The 16,909-nt window shown below is 57.5% G+C and carries 11 protein-coding genes and 2 pseudogenes; 5 read left to right on the forward strand and 8 right to left on the reverse strand.

Annotation, left to right across the window (positions count from 1 at the left end; genetic code table 11):
* Positions 1-200: 200 nt before the first annotated feature.
* The 4 genes from G1C94_RS01425 to G1C94_RS01440 all read right to left on the reverse strand — a co-directional run bounded on the left by G1C94_RS01425 (position 201) and on the right by G1C94_RS01440 (position 6,836).
* Positions 201-2,681: an ATP-binding cassette domain-containing protein gene (locus tag G1C94_RS01425; RefSeq protein ID WP_172143984.1), complete on the reverse strand. Its 2,481-nt coding sequence runs from the start codon at positions 2,679-2,681 to the stop codon at positions 201-203.
* Between the two features lie 30 nt (positions 2,682-2,711).
* The gene (locus tag G1C94_RS01430; RefSeq protein WP_172143985.1) at positions 2,712-3,335 is read right to left on the reverse strand and encodes an ECF transporter S component; all 624 of its coding nucleotides are present in this window, start codon (positions 3,333-3,335) and stop codon (positions 2,712-2,714) included.
* Between the two features lie 573 nt (positions 3,336-3,908).
* Entirely contained in the window at positions 3,909-5,141 is a 1,233-nt protein-coding gene (locus G1C94_RS01435) for an ATP-binding protein (protein ID WP_172143986.1), read from the reverse strand.
* A gap of 327 nt (positions 5,142-5,468) precedes the next feature.
* A complete protein-coding gene (locus tag G1C94_RS01440) occupies positions 5,469-6,836 on the reverse strand; it encodes a dipeptidase (RefSeq protein WP_172143987.1) in 1,368 nt (455 codons plus the stop codon).
* 128 nt (positions 6,837-6,964) lie between these two features.
* Here G1C94_RS01440 and G1C94_RS01445 point away from each other — a divergent pair, with 128 nt between their 5' ends.
* From G1C94_RS01445 to G1C94_RS07725, 5 genes and pseudogenes are all read left to right on the forward strand, one after another.
* Entirely contained in the window at positions 6,965-7,591 is a 627-nt protein-coding gene (locus tag G1C94_RS01445; RefSeq protein WP_172143988.1) for a DUF3043 domain-containing protein, read from the forward strand.
* Between the two features lie 33 nt (positions 7,592-7,624).
* Positions 7,625-9,124, forward strand: coding sequence for an FAD-dependent oxidoreductase (locus tag G1C94_RS01450; RefSeq protein WP_172143989.1), 1,500 nt, complete (start codon positions 7,625-7,627; stop codon positions 9,122-9,124).
* A gap of 69 nt (positions 9,125-9,193) precedes the next feature.
* Complete coding sequence (locus G1C94_RS01455; protein ID WP_172143990.1) at positions 9,194-9,967, forward strand: DUF4191 domain-containing protein; 774 nt, start codon at positions 9,194-9,196, stop codon at positions 9,965-9,967.
* Between the two features lie 193 nt (positions 9,968-10,160).
* Positions 10,161-11,639 carry a type I glutamate--ammonia ligase gene (glnA, locus tag G1C94_RS01460; RefSeq protein ID WP_172143991.1) on the forward strand — a complete coding sequence of 493 codons (1,479 nt, stop codon included), beginning with the start codon at positions 10,161-10,163 and terminating at the stop codon, positions 11,637-11,639.
* A 216-nt stretch (positions 11,640-11,855) separates the two neighbouring features.
* A pseudogene (locus tag G1C94_RS07725) lies at positions 11,856-12,095 on the forward strand (cupin domain-containing protein); the annotation flags it as partial.
* A 2-nt stretch (positions 12,096-12,097) separates the two neighbouring features.
* On the opposite strand, the pseudogene G1C94_RS07940 reads toward G1C94_RS07725, so the two are convergent.
* The 4 genes and pseudogenes from G1C94_RS07940 to G1C94_RS01480 form a co-directional block, all read right to left on the reverse strand.
* Positions 12,098-12,191, reverse strand: a pseudogene (locus tag G1C94_RS07940) (Fic family protein); the annotation flags it as partial.
* Between the two features lie 470 nt (positions 12,192-12,661).
* Positions 12,662-15,028, reverse strand: coding sequence for a beta-galactosidase (locus G1C94_RS01470; RefSeq protein ID WP_172143995.1), 2,367 nt, complete (start codon positions 15,026-15,028; stop codon positions 12,662-12,664).
* 2 nt (positions 15,029-15,030) lie between these two features.
* The gene (locus G1C94_RS01475) at positions 15,031-15,864 is read right to left on the reverse strand and encodes a carbohydrate ABC transporter permease (protein ID WP_172143997.1); all 834 of its coding nucleotides are present in this window, start codon (positions 15,862-15,864) and stop codon (positions 15,031-15,033) included.
* On the reverse strand, positions 15,861-16,877 hold the full coding sequence (locus G1C94_RS01480) for a carbohydrate ABC transporter permease (protein WP_253902259.1): 1,017 nt from the start codon (positions 16,875-16,877) through the stop codon (positions 15,861-15,863). The genes G1C94_RS01475 and G1C94_RS01480 overlap by 4 nt, the downstream gene beginning before the upstream one ends.
* Positions 16,878-16,909 lie beyond the last annotated feature (32 nt).

Genomic DNA, 16,909 nt, shown 5'->3' on the forward strand with positions numbered 1-16,909 from the left:
CCGCAGGGAAGCGAAAATCCAACACCCCGTGCCGGCAAACCGCACAAAGAACAGGCATTCCCATGCCGTCCCGGCGAACGCATCGGCGCGTGCCGCCCGCAACAGCGCACGGGGAGAATCAGCCCCAAGACTACGCCGCCCCCCCTAGACTGGGACACGCCCTTTCGGCAAGGCCGGCAAAACTCCGGTGCGCTGTTGTCTTAATTGCCGAAGAATGAGAAGGTGCCGTATGCGAGGGCGATGGCAAGGGACACTAACGGCACTGCCAAGCACACAGCCAGATATGCCCAATCGCGGGTGCGTACCGCGCTGATGCGTGCGTGACTGCGCGGGCCGCCGCCGAAACCGCGTGCCTCCATTGCCGTGGCCAACATGGTGGAGCGACGGATCGACAGCACCAGCAGCGCGAAGCACTGCGGCATGAACGCGCGGAACTTGTTGTCGTCACCCAAACCGCGCGAACGGCGCGAGGCCGTCAAAGCCGCCCAGTCGTCCCGCAATACGGAGAACAGGCGCATGCCGGCCAAACCGCCGTAGACGAAGCGGTCGGGCAAGTGCAATATCTGGCTGAAAGCATCCGCCAAGTCGGTCGCGTCAATGCCCAACACCGCGATAATCGCGGGCACACCGATGGCGAGGATGCGCAATGCCGTCGCCAAGGCGAGCTCGGCGGAACGGTCGGTGACATTCATCCAGCCCCACTGCCACCACACATCCCCGCCGGACTTGCCGTACAGAAGAACAGCCAGAGCGGAGCTGGGCGCGCCGATGAAAATCGGCCATGTAGACTTGACGGCCCGCCACGGCGATATCCCAATCAGCGCAAGAATCACGAACTCTATAGCCACCGCCGTGGCGGCGGAGAGCCAATCCAAACTCAGGAGCATAGGCAACGACACCAGCAATCCGCCAATCAGGCGGTATGCCGGGTTCAGCGAGGCGAGCTGCGCGGAATGGCTCGACGGCTTCGCCTCCTCGGCGCGCGTGTTGACTTCGGTGACCGGCACCACACTGTCCAACACATCGGCACAATCTTCGCCAAGCCGGCTCTGCCCCCACGTTTCCACCGCCTGTGCCGGCAACAATTCCACGACGCGCGCGCCCAGCGCCGCGACGAGTTCACGGTCGTGCGTCACCACGATGATGCTCACCCCGTCGCCGCGAAGATCGTGGATGAGCCTGACCATCTGCATCCACGTACAGCGATCCTGGCCGAAAGTCGGTTCGTCCAAGATCAGCACGCGCGGTGCCGCCGCCAAGGCCGCGGCCACCGTCAACCGTCGCTTCTCGCCGCCCGAGAGCGTATAGGGATTCGCATTCTCATAACGCAACAGATTGAAACGCTCAAGCAACGCGCGGGCGCGACGCTTGGCTTCCTGCTCCCCCACGCCGGTGCGCAATGGCCCCAGCATCACTTCCTCAAGCACACTACCGCGCGCGAACTGATGCTCGGGATTCTGGAATACATAGGAGATGCGCGAGGCAAGTTCGGTGGATTTCCATTCGTGTGGGTGGTTCCCACGCGCGCCCTCGGCCAGTTGTTGGGAGGCGACCACTTCGCCGTCAACCGGCTCCAGCAATCCGGCCAGTGTCAACGACAAAGTGGATTTGCCCGCGCCGTTGGCTCCAACCAAGGCGGTGATCTGCCCCTGCTTGAAACTCAGTTCGATGTCGGAGGCGATGGCCTGCCCGCCTCTGCCGATCGCCAGACGCCGCGTGGACAACACCGGTTCTCCGATGCCGTCCCGCGCGGAATATGCCGGTTCGCCGTCGGTATGAATGCGCCGAATGCGATATTCCTCGCGCATATAGCGTTCCGGCACCCAAATGCCCAGCTCGGCGAAATCCAAGTCGGGATTCGTAAAGACTTCGTCGGGTGTGCCGTCGGCCAGCACCACTGTGTGCCGTGGCACGTCACCGCCATTATCATCGTCGGTATCGCCTTCTGAAACGACTTGCATATCAGGCGCGGAACCCAGCACCACAACGCGATCGACCATATCAATCCACGGCTCCGCGCGGTGCTCCACAAGCACCATGGTCGAACGACGCTCGTCCAAAACCTCGCGCACAGCGCGCACCACCTGGGTCACGCCATCAGGATCGAGATTGGCGGTCGGCTCGTCCAGCAACAATATGCCGGGCTGCATTGCCAACGCCCCGGCCAACGCCAGCCGCTGCATCTGCCCGCCGCTCAAATGCATCACCGAACGATGCAGTTGCACGCCCTGCAATCCCACTGCGGCAAGGCTTTGCTCCACGCGCGGCCAAATCTGATCGCGTGGCACGTTCATGTTCTCCGGGCCAAAGGCGACATTGTCGCCCAGTCGCTGAAAGACAGCCTGTGCATCCGGATCCTGCAGCACCAAGCCGACACGGCCATGTGCGCTGGTCGCAGGCACATCGTCGACCAGCACGCGACCCTCGGTGGTGCCGCCATCCTCATCGATGATGGCGGAATCATCGTCTTCGCCCGCTCGGGGCACACCGGCGCCCAGCAAGCCGGTCGCGCCCTCTAAGATAGTGGATTTGCCGACGCCCGAGGCCCCGAGCAGCAACACCCGCTGCCTTGCTTCAATGGTGAGATTCAATCCACGCACGCTGAACGCTTTGCGGGACGCATGACGATAACCCCAGTTCTCGAAATGCAACGCGGCGGCGCTAGTCGGTGTCTCAGGCACGGCGCAATCCTTGTGTCTGGTATTCGGCCGTCAGTTCAGGCCACGCACTTCGCGCCCGGAAACAAACTTGTCGAGCGCGCCGGTCTTCGCAATGCCGATATACAGGAACCACATCAGCACGCCGGCAACCACGGCGCCGGAAACGACGGTGGTGATGAGATAGACAACGCCATAGGAGCCACCGAAGTCGATGGCTTGCAGATGCGTGAAGAAGCTGTATCCCCAGCAAGCCACGCCGGACAGCGCGCCGGAGAGCACCATCGTGGGCAGATTCCACTTCTTGTACACGAAAATCAGGAACGCCAGTTCGGCAAATGCACCCTGCACCAGCGCCATCAGGAAGGTTTGCGCACCGCCCCAAGCGTTGCCCAGCAATGCTTCAAGCACGCCGGCCACCACTTCGGCATAGATGGCCGCGCCGGGTTTGCGCACGATGATCGCGCCCAGGGGCGCGGCGAACAGCCACAGGCCATTAAGGATGCCGGCGAAACCGGGGATGACGGCTTCAAGCACATCCCACGGGCCGTAGGTCAGCGTTGCGATCAGCCAGTACAGCAGCGCCGAAACGACGCCGATCACCGAAGCGACGGCAATATCGACGACACGCCACTTGAGGATGGGTTTGGCGAGGGGTGCGGTGATTGTTGCAGACATAATGAGTGCCTTTCTTCTCGGGTCGGCATGGTTGCGCCGACTGGATAAAATAAGGCACGGGAAAGAGAGACAATCCGTGCGCCGGCATTACCCGGTCTCACGTTCCATCGGTCGAGATCGTTTCTGATCTCCTCTCAGCCGCCGAAACAGGCAGCTCCCGTGTCGCTCCCCACACTAAACGCCACCGCAGACAGGCCACTATCGCTTATTTTGGTCATCGCCGCACAGTAAGTGCGTTGCCGTGTGGGGCTGGGATGTTCCATCTTCTAACGCTCTGGGCTGAGCCGTGAAGCAGACAGCCCGGCGGGCTGTCTGTAGGCGAAGTGAGCAGCTGTGCTGCGAAGGACGCGCGAAGCGCGTCATGGCCAAGTCTTACTTACGAAAATGGAACATCCCAGCCCCACACTCCCTTCCAGCGTCAGGTCACGTTGGGTTCAACTTGGGAAACGTCAAGCAGAACGTGAGATGAGTGGCACCAAACGCAACATGGTTACGCAGGTGACCAGGAGGGCTGGCGGCTTGCTATTTCTCTTTTCCGAAGAAGAATCTTTTCTTCGAAAGCCTGATTGAGACTTACAAATAATCAACCGGCAAAGCCAATACGTTCTCGCTCAAATACCTCTTTTTATCACACAAACAAAGAATGACCCCTGTTGCCACCTGCCTGTCATGAACCTTTTCAAGAACGGAGTTTGCAGCCGCCATTTTTACAGTTGGGTTGCCTGTCATCTTTATCTCAACTGGGTACAGCACACCATTTTCGTCAATGATGAGGTCGATCTCATTTTCCTTAACGGCGCTCTTGTCTTTCCCTCGATAAAAAAATACGTGATTTTTGTAATCCCTGCCCTCATTATTGAACGATTTCAATATCTCGGATACAACAAATGTCTCAAACATATTCCCGGCAACGGCGCTTCTCTGAACTGCCGTTTTCTCGGTCCAACCTGCAAGATAGCACGCAAGCCCCGTGTCGTGAAAATATATTTTCGGCGTCTTGATCGCCCTTTTTATCGCACTTGACGAGTACACCGGCAAAAGGTGGATTATCCCCGTTCTCTCGAGAATCGAAACCCAGGATTTAACAGTGGGTAGCGAAACTTCCACCTCGCGAGAGATATTCGCATAATTAAGAAGCTCTCCTGTTCTTGCGGCTACAACAGTCATAAACTTTGCAAACGTTACGCTGTCTGCCGATATCAGTTCGTTAATATCGCGCTCAATATAGGTGTTTACATAGGAGGAATAAAAATCCTCCCAGCTTCTATTTGAACTGTACATTTCAGGATACGAGCCTTTAAAGATCACCTCCCAGACGTCGCCGTATGTTTGGCCATGCTGTTCACGCTCGTTCATGTAGGAGTCGTTGGGAACGAAATGTCTATTGAAATCGACGTTGTGGATTTCACGAAGGGACAAGCCGCCAAGGTTAAGGATGGAGACACGTCCCGCAAGTGATTCGCTTGCTCCTTTCATTAACTCGAGTTTTTGCGACCCCGACAGAATGAATTTCCCCCGTTCGTCCGAGTTGTCCACTCTGATCTTTATTTCCTCAAGTATGCTCGGCTCTTTTTGCACCTCGTCTATGATGAGAGGCGGCTTGTTGTTCAAGAAGAAAACAGCAGGGTCTTCTCTGGCTGTTCTTCTTTCTTCTCTGCTGTCAAAAGTCGTGGAATTATAGTCGGTAAACTCGTGATTGAGAACCGTTGATTTGCCTACTTGCCTTGCTCCCGTCAGAAGGAGCACTTTAGAATTTGACGCTCTGTTTTTTATGGTTGCAGATATTGCTCGTTGTATATATTCCATTGTACAAACCTCGGCTAATCGACTACTGCACTTTATATTAGCCGAAATTGAATCGGTCGACAACACCTCAACCATTCAATAGACAAACGCAACGCGATTACGCAGGTGAGCAGGGGGCTGGCGGCTTGCTGTTTACGTACGTAAGACTTGGCCATGACGCGCTTCGCGCGTCCTTCGCAGCACAGCTGCTCACTTCGCCTACAGACAGCCCACCGGGCTGTCTGCTTCACGGCTCAGCCCAGAGCGGTAGGAAATAGCAAGCCGCCAGCCCCCTGCGGCAACGCACCCAAAGGTGCGCGATTCATTCCCATGCGGGAAGAAACACAGCTATTGAGCGAGTTTGGCCAGGAGCAGGGCTTCGGTGATGACGTTGTTCTTCAGGCCGGGGAGCGAAATGGATTCGTTGGGGCTGTGGGCGTTGGCTTTCGGATCCTCCGGGCCGGTGACCAGCACTTGCGCGGCGGGGAAAATGCGTTGCAATTCGGGGATGAACGGGATCGAGCCGCCTTCGCCCTTGTTGATGGGGGTGACGCCGAACGCCTCCTGCATCGCGGCCAAAGCGTCTTTGGTGGCCTCGGCATTCGGATCCATGGCCCAACCCATGCCGTTTTCGCCGCGTTTGACGCTCACTTCGGCTCCGAACGGCGCGTGCTCAACCAGGAACGCAGCCAACGCCTCCTGCGCCTCTTCGGGTCGCTGGTTGGGCGAGGTGCGCAGGCTCAGGCGGAATGTGGTTTGCGGGCTGATCACGTTGAACGAGCCCTCGACGGGGTGCGCGTCGAAGCCGATGACGGTGACGGACGGCTTGGTCCACATGCGCGCGGCCAGCGAGCCGGTGCCGGCGAAACGATAGCTTGCGAGCGCGCCGGAATCCTCTCGTACGGTGGCCTCGTCAAGATCGCGTTGCAAGCCGCCGATGGGGTCTTCGGCGACGATTCCCGGCACGGCGAGGTCGCCGTTGGCGTCGTACATGGAGGCGATCAGTATGGCGGCAAGCGTGTTCGCGTCGAGAATCGGGCCGCCGAACTGCCCAGAATGCACTGGGTGTTCAAGCGCCTTGATGGTCACATCGATGTCGGTGTTGCCGCGAAGCGACGTGGTCAGGCTGGGAATGTCGGCGGACCAGTTGCCCGAATCGGCCACGATGATGACGTCCGCGGCGAACTCGTCACGATGGCTTTCGATGAATGGGATGAAGCTGGGCGAACCCATCTCCTCTTCGCCTTCGATGAACACCTTGATATTCACGCCAAGTTCGTCGCCCAGCGCCTTGAGCGCACCGCAGTGGATGGCGATACCGCCGCCGTCGTCCGCCGCACCGCGTCCATAGAGACGCCCGTCGATTTCGGTGCCGACGAACGGATCGGTGCGCCATGCGCTCTCGTCGGGCACCGGCTGCACGTCGTGGTGCGCATACAGCAACACCGTGGGCGCGCCCGGATCCACAATCTTCGAGCCGGTGACTTCCCAAGCGCCAGGCGTGCCATCGGGATTGTGCGACTGCACCACGTTAGCGTCCACGCCCACTTCGCGCAGCTGTTCGGCCACGAACTCAGCCGAACGTTTCATATGTTCGGCGGTGATGCCTTTGGCGGAAATCGACTGCAAAGCGATTTTGCGATTGAGCACCTCGACGATGCGGGTCCAGTCCTCTTCAACGCGAGCGCGGATAATATCCACCGTAAGTTGTGCCATCCTTTTTGTCTCCCCTATAAGACCTTCAAATACCTTTTATATATCTTGCATATCACGACCACAGACCGCCTAAGAATGGCAATATTCATGCGGTTGGGCGCGTCTAGGCGTCACCGTAACCTGCAAGCATGACATCGAAGAACAAAGAAGCCGCCAAAGAGCCGATCGACGCATCCGACAAGCCATCCGGAGAACCGACCGAATCCAAAGCCGCAGCAGGCAAAGGTCGCCCCACCCCCAAGCGCAAGGACGCTCAGGCGCAGAACCTGCACCCGCTGGTGCCCGCCGACCGCAAGGCGAGCAGGAAGGCCGCGAAGGCGCGCATGCGCGAGCGCGAGAACGCCGAATACGAGGCCATGCGCACCGGCGACATCAACAACATGCCGAAGTCGGAGCGCCTGCCTTGGCGCGTGTATATCCGCGATTATGTGGACGCCCGCTTCAATATCGGCGAGTTCTTCATTCCCGTCGCGTTCGGCATTATCGCCGTGTCGATCATCCTCAGCGCGACCATACAGAACGTTTACGCTTCAATCATTCCGCTGATCGTCATGTATGGGTATCTGATCGCCATCATCGTCGATATCGCGCTGATGTGGCACACCTTGAAGAAGAAGCTCATCGCCAAGTATGGCGAGGCTTCTGTGGCGAAGGGCACGCGCTCCGCCTCCTATGCCTGGAGCCGCGCGATTCAGATTCGCCGCTGGAGGCTTCCCAAGCCCCGCTACCCCAAGCGCGGCCACTGGCCTGAGTGACACTCGGTTAAGTAGTTAAGCAGTCAAGCAGTTATGAGCGAACGGTTCGATATTGCCATTATCGGCGCAGGGCCGGGGGGATATTCCACGGCGTTGCGCGCGGCGCAGCTCGGGTTGAAAGTGGCGCTGATCGAGCGCGACGCGACGCTGGGCGGCACATGCCTGAACCGCGGGTGCATTCCCACCAAGGCGCTTCTCGAAGCGACGAGCACATTCGATGCCGTGCGCCATGGCAGCGAAATCGGCATCAATGCGCATGTGGACGAGGTCGATTACGGCGCATTGCGCGACTGGAAGCTGCACGTGGTCGGCACCATGACGCAAGGGCTGGCGGCCTTGCTTGCGCATCGTGGGGTGAAAGTGTTTCGTGGCGAGGTGAGCCGTTTGGCGCCAGCTGCCGAAAACGACGCCATCCACATTGTCCAGGTGAGCGCCGCCCCCGGCCAAACCGAGGTGTTGCGCTTTGAAAGGGGCGAACAACCCGAACCGCAGGGCATATCCGTCGAGCTACGGACTGCTCATGTGGTGCTCGCCTTGGGTTCGCGCCCCCAGCCGCTGCCGGGAACCGATTTCCATGGCGCGCTGATCGATTCCACGCAAGCGCTGGCACTTGACGAGTTCCCCGCTTCGGCGGCGATTGTCGGCGCAGGTGCGGTGGCCGTCGAATTCGCCTCGATGTGGAACGCGGCCGGAGTGGACGTTACGTTGCTGATTCGTAAGGATAGGGTGCTCTCTTCGTGGGATCGCCGCGTCGGCGTCATCCTCACGCGCGAACTGAAGCGTCAGGGCGTTCACGTGCTGGCCAATACGAATGTCACGCGCATCGACACCGGATCCAATCTCGGCGCGACAGTGCATTACACCCAGAGCGGCACCGACGACGAACAGACCATCCAGCCGGAAGTGGTGTTGGGAGCCATCGGGCGCACACCGAACACCGACGCCGCATGGCTGGCCGCCGCAAATCTCTCCCCCGATGAAACCGGCCATATCACCACCGACGCATTGGGCCGCACCCCAACTGCCAACATCTGGGCGGTGGGCGACATCGTCGCCGGTCACGCACTCGCCCATCGCGCCTTCGAGCAGGGCATCACCGTGGCCGAAGCCATCGCCGGCATGGATCCGAAGCCCGTGGACGAGACGACGGTTCCGCAAGTCGTGTTCAGCCATCCGCAGGCCGCATGTGTGGGTGTAACAGCAGCTCAGGCCAAAGAAAATCAGTCATTCACCAACATCAGCGAAACCACCTATCCGATGATGGGCAACGCGCGCATGTTGATGAGCGCGACTGGCGGCACGCTGACGGTGGTGGCCGGCGAGCGAGTCAGCTTCCCCGGCTCCCCCGTCGTGCTGGGCGTGCATATGGTCTGCCCCACCGCCACCGAGCTCATCGCCGAAGCCGCCCAACTGGTGGGCAACCGTGTGCCGTTGAGCGAGGCGGCGCGGCTCATCCATCCCCATCCCACCTTCAGCGAAACCTTGGGCGAGGCGCTCCTCAAGGCGGATGGTCGCCCATTGCACACACGCTGAAGCACCACGGGGGCACGGGCGCTGGTAGACTATCGGCCAGTATGTCGATTCCCAAGCAAGTGAGGAAGCATGGCTGACAAGCCCCAGAAGAAAAGCATGATCAAGCAGATCATCCAGGTGTTCCAATTCACCTATAAGGAAGACAAGCAGCTGCCGTGGCTGTGCGGCGGCGCACTGCTCGCCCCGATCGTGCTGGGTGTCGTGCTGGGCATTGTCTTCAAGTGGTCGATCCTGGGCTGGATTCTGAGCATGGTCATGTTCGTGATGCTCGGCTTGATGTTCGCGACCATGATGCTCACCCGCCGCGCCGACGCCGTGGGATACCGCCAGCTGGAGGGCCGTATGGGTGCGGCCATCAGCGTGCTGAGCAATATGAACAAGGCCGGTTTCAGCTTCCCGCAGGAGCCGGTGTGGGTCGACCCGCGCACCAAGGACGCGGTGTGGCGCGGCACTGGATACAACGGCATTTATCTGATTGGCGAGGGCGATTACGAGCGCGTCAACCGCGCGATGGACAGGCAGGAACATTCCATCAAGGGCGTGACGGCCGGTTCGTCCATTCCGGTGTATCGCATCTGCGTGGGCACCGGCAAGAACCAGACCCAGCTCAAGGACTTGCGCAAGGTGATCACCAAGCAGAAGAGCTATGTGCCTTCCAACCACAAGAACGCGCTGGTGGCGAAGATTCATCCGCGTTCGCGGTTCCTGATGTCCAAGCGTGAGCTGGCCATCCTGAACGACCGTCTGCGCACCTTGCAGTCGAAGAGCGGCTACGGCGTGCCCAAGGGCGTCGATCCGAACCGCGCGCAGAAGATCAGCCGTCGCGCCATGCGCGGACGCTGAGTGTGCAATGGTATGCAGTAGCATGCAGTAACGCGATAACCCGTATCGACAAACCCCGGTTCCACATGGTTGCCGGGGTTTCTCATCCATGCTTCGGACAGTGTCAGCCCGCCACATCCGCGCCATAACGCGGCCAATCGGCCATGAAACATGCTCGTAACCGAAACTACGAGTGCGCGAAACGCACGTTTCTATGCTTGTCTCTCGTAAGTCTCATGAAAGGAGCGGTCCCGTGACCGACGAACTGAAAACTAAGGCTGATGCCGAGGCCCTGATCAACAAGGAAGGCGTGGAATACGTCTCCATCCGTTTCACCGACCTCATCGGCGTGCAGCAGCACTTCACCGTGCCCGCCAGTGAGTTCCTCAAGGACGCCTTCGACGAGGGCATGCCGTTCGACGGTTCCTCGGTGCAGGGCTTCCAAGCCATCAACGAGTCCGATATGAAGCTGGTTCCCGACATCGCGACCGCGTTCATCGACCCGTTCCGCAAGCACAAGACGCTCGACGTGGCCTTCTCCATCGTCGACCCGCTGACCGATGAGCCGTATTCGCGCGACCCGCGTCAGGTGGCCGGCAAGGCCGAGGCCTACCTGAAGTCCACCGGCATCGCCGACACCGCCTCCTTCGCTCCCGAGGCCGAGTTCTTCATCTTCGACAAGGTGCGTTTCGAGAACTCCATGCAGCGTTCCTTCTATGAGGTGGACTCCGTTGAGGCTCCGTGGAACACCGGTGTGGACACCGAAGAGGACGGCACCCCGAACATCGCCTTCAAGAACCGCGTCAAGCGCGGCTACTTCCCGGTTCCGCCGATTGACCACACCCAGGACCTGCGTGACGATATGGTCGCCAACCTGCAGAAGGTCGGCCTCATCCTCGAGCGTTCCCACCACGAGGTGGCGGGTGCCGGCCAGCAGGAAATCAACTACCGCTTCAACACCCTGCAGCACGCGGGCGACGATCTGATGAAGTACAAGTACGTGGTGCATGAGACCGCCGCGCTGGCTGGCAAGGCCGCGACCTTCATGCCCAAGCCGATCGCCGACGACAACGGCACCGGCATGCACTGCCATCAGTCCCTGTGGAAGGACGGCAAGCCGCTGTTCTACGACGAGAAGGGCTACGCCGGCCTGTCGGATCTTGCCCGCTGGTACATCGGCGGCCTGATCAAGCACTCCTCCTCCGTGCTGGCCTTCACCAACCCCTCGCTGAATTCCTATCACCGCTTGGTGCCGGGCTTCGAGGCTCCCGTCAACTTGGTGTATTCGGCTCGCAACCGTTCCGCCGCCATTCGTATCCCGCTGGCCGGCACCTCCCCCGCCGCCAAGCGCATCGAGTTCCGCGCGCCGGATCCTTCCTGCAACCCGTTCCTCGCGTTCTCCGCGCAGCTGATGGCTGGTCTGGATGGCATCCTGAACCACATCGAGCCGCCGGAGCCCGTCGACAAGGATCTCTATGAGCTGCCGCCGGAAGAGCATGCGGGCATCAAGCAGGTGCCGAGCTCGCTGGCCGAAGCCATGGACGCCCTCGAAGAGGATCACGACTTCCTGACCGCCGGCGACGTGTTCACCGACGATCTGCTCGAAACGTGGATCGACCTGAAGCGCGGCGAGATCGATCAGGCCCGCCTGGCCCCCACCCCGCTCGAGTACGAACTCTATTTCCACATCTGATAGCCAGAGTCACTGAGCCCTACTGCCGACTAGGTTTCAGGGTTCAGTATAGGCGCTAGGTATACTTACGTCGGAAACACTACGACCCCCGTACGACTTGTTCGAAGTCATGCGGGGGTCGTGGTGTTTTTTCGTCTACCGGAAGACGCTTACATCGGCTGTTCGGGCACGGCATGAAGGCCCATGGCCAGTACATGCAAATCCGCAACGTGCAGAATGAACAATCCCAGTGTATTCCCGCTTGGAGATACGAATGATGCCTTCGCTCAGCATTTCGACGGGCAAAGCTGGCTGGCCCCAGTTCTTGATGCTCCGGAGGCTTCGATTCACAATGTCACTTTCGAACCCGGGTGCCGTAATCATTGGTGTATCCACCACCATGCCGCGTAGTTTCTCATTGTGGTTGGCGAACGTGGTTACTACCAACTGGAAGGCGAGGAGCCGAAGGAACTGAAGCCAACTGTAGGTAGTGTGAGGTCGTGACTGAGGTTAAAGGGCGAGCAGATAGCGTCCTGTCCTGCCGTTGCCGTCGTAGACCGGGTGGATGTATTCGAGTGAGCACGAGGTGACGACGAACAACTCACCCAGAGGGGTTTCGATTTCGGTGGTGAATGTGGAGTCGTCCCGTAGACGCTGTTCCGCGAGCCTGTTGTGGTTGGTGTAGAAGTCCCCGCTCCTGTCGGCATGAAACAACCGTGCCAAAGTCTTATATCCCTTTAACTCTCTACATGCTCATCGGTTGCGGGCATTCCGGGTAGTCATCGTTCAAATTGCGCGGATTTGAACAGCGTACACAGATGGTATTTCATATTCACGCTCATCCCAGAGTAAATGCTGAGCCACGCTCGTATTGTTCTCCCCACTCTGCCCCTACTCACCAATCAGTCAAGCAGATTCTTCTTGACTGTATCAGTCTTTTCTCTGAGCAAGCAAAGCAAACCGCAGTAGCTTTTCAGTTTAGAAAGCTACTGCGATTCTTTGCTTAATCACTTTTCAAAAGTGATAACTGCTTGAGAGCAACCTTACTGTATACAAAATGCTGCTTCATAGATGGGCTGCGCTTCAACTGAAATCAGGCCAGCCACCTGAGCGTCCACGTTCTCCATGCGAGCAGCCATGGCGGATTCCACGTTTACGTTTGTGCCTTCCTTCAACGGGGTGATGGTGAACACCAGGCGGTTGCAGTTATCGACAATGAGATCCGTATATTCACGCAGACCGATTTCCCACACATCACCATTGGCAAAGTTGTCGTCCACCAGCACATTGCTTGCCCACAGCCAGCCGATGTCGCCGGTATAGCGCACTTTAAGACGCACATCCTTAACGCCATCGCCTTCCATGAAATCATCAGGCAATTCAATCACGTAGCGGGTATCAGACAGTTTCTCTACCACCGGTTCGATGGTCTTGGCGGGGAACGCCGCTTCAGAAGCGTTCACGTAATCGGATGGATAAGCGGTAATCGTAATGGAAGGCGAAATGGATTCGACCTTGACCTTGCCGTCAGCTACATATGCTGCCGCAGCATCCCCTGCCGGTACAATGCTGTGCTCGGATGTTTCAGAGGAGATTGAAGCATCTTGCGCAAATACCAATGCCTCGCCATTAACCACAGTCATGGCATCAGCCTTAGCTCGGCTGATCACCATAACCGTGACCGAAGCATGCTCTCCAGCAACATCGAATGTTGCGACGTCGGTGCCAGCATCGATACGCACAACGGTTGCGGTGCCCCCGTCAGCCCCAGACTCCACCGAATATGCAGCGGCAGTATCGGCATCATGAGCATTCACTGCAACATCACCAGCAAAGCGCATCCACACTGCATCCATACCCTCGGGCTTGAGGAACACGAAAGTGCGATGCTGCTGTTTTGGGGCTTGCACCGAGGTAACCGGTTGTACGCTCGCGGATACGAGAGTCAACCCGTCCAAATCCATATTGAACGGTAGCACGCAGTTCTCATCGCGCGCCAATCCGAGCTGATCGAAACGCATCTCAGTACCATCGGCCAGTGTAATAGCGATGGACTCGCCATGCTTGTCGCTCATAGCCGCATGATCCTGAAAGTTGTTGATGAATACGAATCCGCGATACCCATCGGTGCGCACGCACCAGCGCAACGATTCCATATCTTTCGGATCGATTTCCTGCTGGTCTTCCGGCACCGCCACACCCAGAGGCGCGAGTCGATTGGCAAAGGCAAGCGCGAAATAGTGCAAGGCCTTCAAACGACGGTACGATTCGCGCATTTGGCCGAATTCGCCGAGCGCTGCCTGGAAATCGTATGAGATTTTCGGCACTTGGCTTTCATTCAGATAGATACCGTCTCCGATGGGGTTGGAGCCACCTTGATACATGTAGTAGCCGAGGAAGTTGCAGCCGGAGGCCATTTTGATGTTGGCCATGGCATCCACGGATTTCATAGGCAACACAAAACGGTAATTGTACGAGGAGAACATGCCTCCGCCCATCTCACAACAGGCATAAGGCTTGGTTTCCGGCTCGTATGTCGGGTCAAATTCCTCGCCGCGCGGGCAGGCATTATTATGGAAATCGCGATACACGTATTCGTCAGTGACCGGATGATCGCCGGGGTCGGCGTAGAACAGCCACGGGCGGTATGCATACCCACCCCATAGTGGCAGCACGTCGTCAGGCACTGGGGAGCCACCCCAACCCGTGTTGGTGTAGAACGGTACCGAAATGCCTTCCTCTTCAGCAATCTCCCGCAATGCATGCACGTAATCGAAACCATCATGGCCGCCGGGAACCCATTCGTTAGTAATGCCGGTGGTCATCTCCCACGGTGCTGAGGAGTGCATGTACTCGTTGTCAAGCTGAGCCGCAACGATTGGCCCTCCATCTTTGAAATACAAGCCGTCGAGCTGCTCGGCGATATGGCGGTACAAATCACGCACCTTCTTCAGAAAACCGGGATCGGTTGAACGCACCTCATAGGGCTTGCCGTACATCCAGTCGGGAATGCCGCCGTTGCGCACCTCGCCGTGGTCGAAAGGCCCCAAACGCACAATCACTTTGAGACCATGCTTGGTGCAGAGTTTGATGAATCGGCGGATGTTGCGACGACCTGCGAAATTCCATTCGTTTTCATGCTCTTCGTGATGGTTCCAGAACACGTAAGTGGACACCACATTGATACCGCCGGCTGCGATTTTGGCGAGTTGTTCGTCCCATCGCGCGGGATCCATGCGTGAATAATGGTATTCGCCGCAATTGCCATAGAATGGCTTGCCATCAAAGGTCATGAAATAGTTGGTGAAATCAATGGTTTCGCCGTTCGGGGCACTTCCCCAGTCTCCTCGGGTTATGGGGAATGAATTGATGGTTTTCGGAGTGAAATTGGTGAGGTTGAGGGTGTGCATGGTCAGCCTTTCACAGACCCGGCAACGAGGCCGGCAACAATCCACTTCTGACAGAAGAGGAAGAACACGAATACGGGAATGAGTGCGATAGTGGTAATGGTCATGAACAGTGGCCAGTTGGTAGAGAACTGCCCCATGGCATTGAACACTTGTAATACGATGGTTTGCTTATCCACCGAAGAAATATAGATGTTCGGGGTCATGAAGTCGTTCCACGTCCACATGGTTTGGAACACGACCACTGTGGTCATAATCGGGCGAATAAGCGGCAACACGATGGTCCAGTAGATGCGCCACGGGCCTGCACCATCGATTCGTGCCGCTTCGAAAAGCTCACTTGGCAAGCCAGACATGTACTGCACGATGAGAAAGTAACAGAAGGTGGCACCCGCTGTGTAAAGTACGATCAGGCCGAGCAGTGAGTCCACCAAGCCGAACTGAGCTTCCATTTTGTACTGAGGAATAAGCAGAGTCTGACCGGGAATCACAAAAGACAGCATAAGGAATATACCAATGGCAACGGTGAACTTGCTTTTCTTCAGGATCATGCCATACGCGGCAAGCGATCCGATCAGGGCCTGTAGCCCCACACCGATTACCGTAACAATAAGAGTGTTTTTGAATGCGGAAACAATCGGCAGGTTAGTCCAGGCATCGGTATAGTTGACAAAGGTGAAATTCTTTGGCATCCCGAACGGGTCGGACATCATATCGCCGGATGTTTTGAAGGTGTTGATCACCACCACATAGAGTGGTACAGCGCAAATCAAAGCAATGGCAATCATCACCACTGATCGAACGATAGACCCAGCGCGTTCGCAAGTTTTCATATTCATGACAGCCTCTTTCCAATAGCTCGGGTGACGATTTGCTGGATGGCAACCAGCAGGGCGCAGCACAGGAAGAAAATCACGCCGAGTGCCGAACCTAAGCCGTAACGCCCTGAGCCTATGCCAGTAACGATGATGGATTGGGTGACGGTGTAGGTTGCATGGCCAGGACCGCCGGAAGTAAGGGTGAAGGGAAGATCATAAACTTTAAGGCCACCAGTCAAAAGCATGAAAATTGAGATGCCCATAGCCGGCACCATTTGCGGCAGCGTGATGTTGAAGAACTGTTGACGCCGGTTTGCGCCGTCCACCGCAGCCTGTTCATAGATATCGGCAGGAATGGCTTGCAAATATGCCAGATATAACGTGGCATGCCAACCGACTTGTGCCCAAACGGCAATCACGATCACACACAAACGCGCAAGATTCGTATCGGAAAGCCACGGCACTGCATCAATACCGAACTTGGCGAGCAGCTGATTGATTGCGCCTGACTCCAACGGAGAGACGATGTATTGCCAGACCAATCCAAGCACGGCCATCGATGGCACGGAAAAGAAGAAGAACAGTGATCGCACAAAGTTACGGCCGAAGAACTTGCGGTTCAGCACCACCGCCAATGGCAAAGCGAGCATAGTAATGATCAACGTGGTCGTAATCGTGTAGAACAAGGTGAAACCAAGCCCTGCGAGCAGCGTCTGATCGGTGAACACAGTGACGTAGTTCTGCAATCCTACAAACTTGGCTGTGGCGAAATCATATCCCGAATAATCAGTGAAGCTGAATACGATACTCTGGGCGAACGGTATCAGCACCACAACAATGAACACTGCGAGAATGGGCAGAAGAAACCTGAATGAGGTGAAATTTTCCATGAGGTTACGCCGCTTACGCGCCCTGAGATGTTCAGCCTCGCGAAGACTGATTCGCTCCGGACCGGAAGAAGCGTGCGAACCAGATACCGTGTTGTGCGATAGCGTCCGCATGGCACCGGCATCTACTGATGGTGTGACTGACATAATCATTCCTTATGATCGAAAAATTTGATGAT

The sequence above is a fragment of the Bifidobacterium panos genome (genome assembly GCF_012932445.1).
GTDB classification, from domain to species: Bacteria; Actinomycetota; Actinomycetes; order Actinomycetales; family Bifidobacteriaceae; genus Bifidobacterium; species Bifidobacterium panos.

Bases quoted from the DNA above. Each gene is read 5' to 3' on its own strand.
- G1C94_RS01430 (WP_172143985.1), bottom strand. From the start codon at position 3,335: ATGTCTGCAACAATCACCGCACCCCTCGCCAAACCCATCCTCAAGTGG.
- G1C94_RS01435 (WP_172143986.1), bottom strand. From the start codon at position 5,141: ATGGAATATATACAACGAGCAATATCTGCAACCATAAAAAACAGAGCG.
- G1C94_RS01440 (WP_172143987.1), bottom strand. From the start codon at position 6,836: ATGGCACAACTTACGGTGGATATTATCCGCGCTCGCGTTGAAGAGGAC.
- G1C94_RS01445 (WP_172143988.1), top strand. From the start codon at position 6,965: ATGACATCGAAGAACAAAGAAGCCGCCAAAGAGCCGATCGACGCATCC.
- G1C94_RS01450 (WP_172143989.1), top strand. From the start codon at position 7,625: ATGAGCGAACGGTTCGATATTGCCATTATCGGCGCAGGGCCGGGGGGA.
- G1C94_RS01455 (WP_172143990.1), top strand. From the start codon at position 9,194: ATGGCTGACAAGCCCCAGAAGAAAAGCATGATCAAGCAGATCATCCAG.
- glnA (WP_172143991.1), top strand. From the start codon at position 10,161: ATGCTTGTCTCTCGTAAGTCTCATGAAAGGAGCGGTCCCGTGACCGAC.
- G1C94_RS01470 (WP_172143995.1), bottom strand. From the start codon at position 15,028: ATGCACACCCTCAACCTCACCAATTTCACTCCGAAAACCATCAATTCA.
- G1C94_RS01475 (WP_172143997.1), bottom strand. From the start codon at position 15,864: ATGAATATGAAAACTTGCGAACGCGCTGGGTCTATCGTTCGATCAGTG.
- G1C94_RS01480 (WP_253902259.1), bottom strand. From the start codon at position 16,877: ATGTCAGTCACACCATCAGTAGATGCCGGTGCCATGCGGACGCTATCG.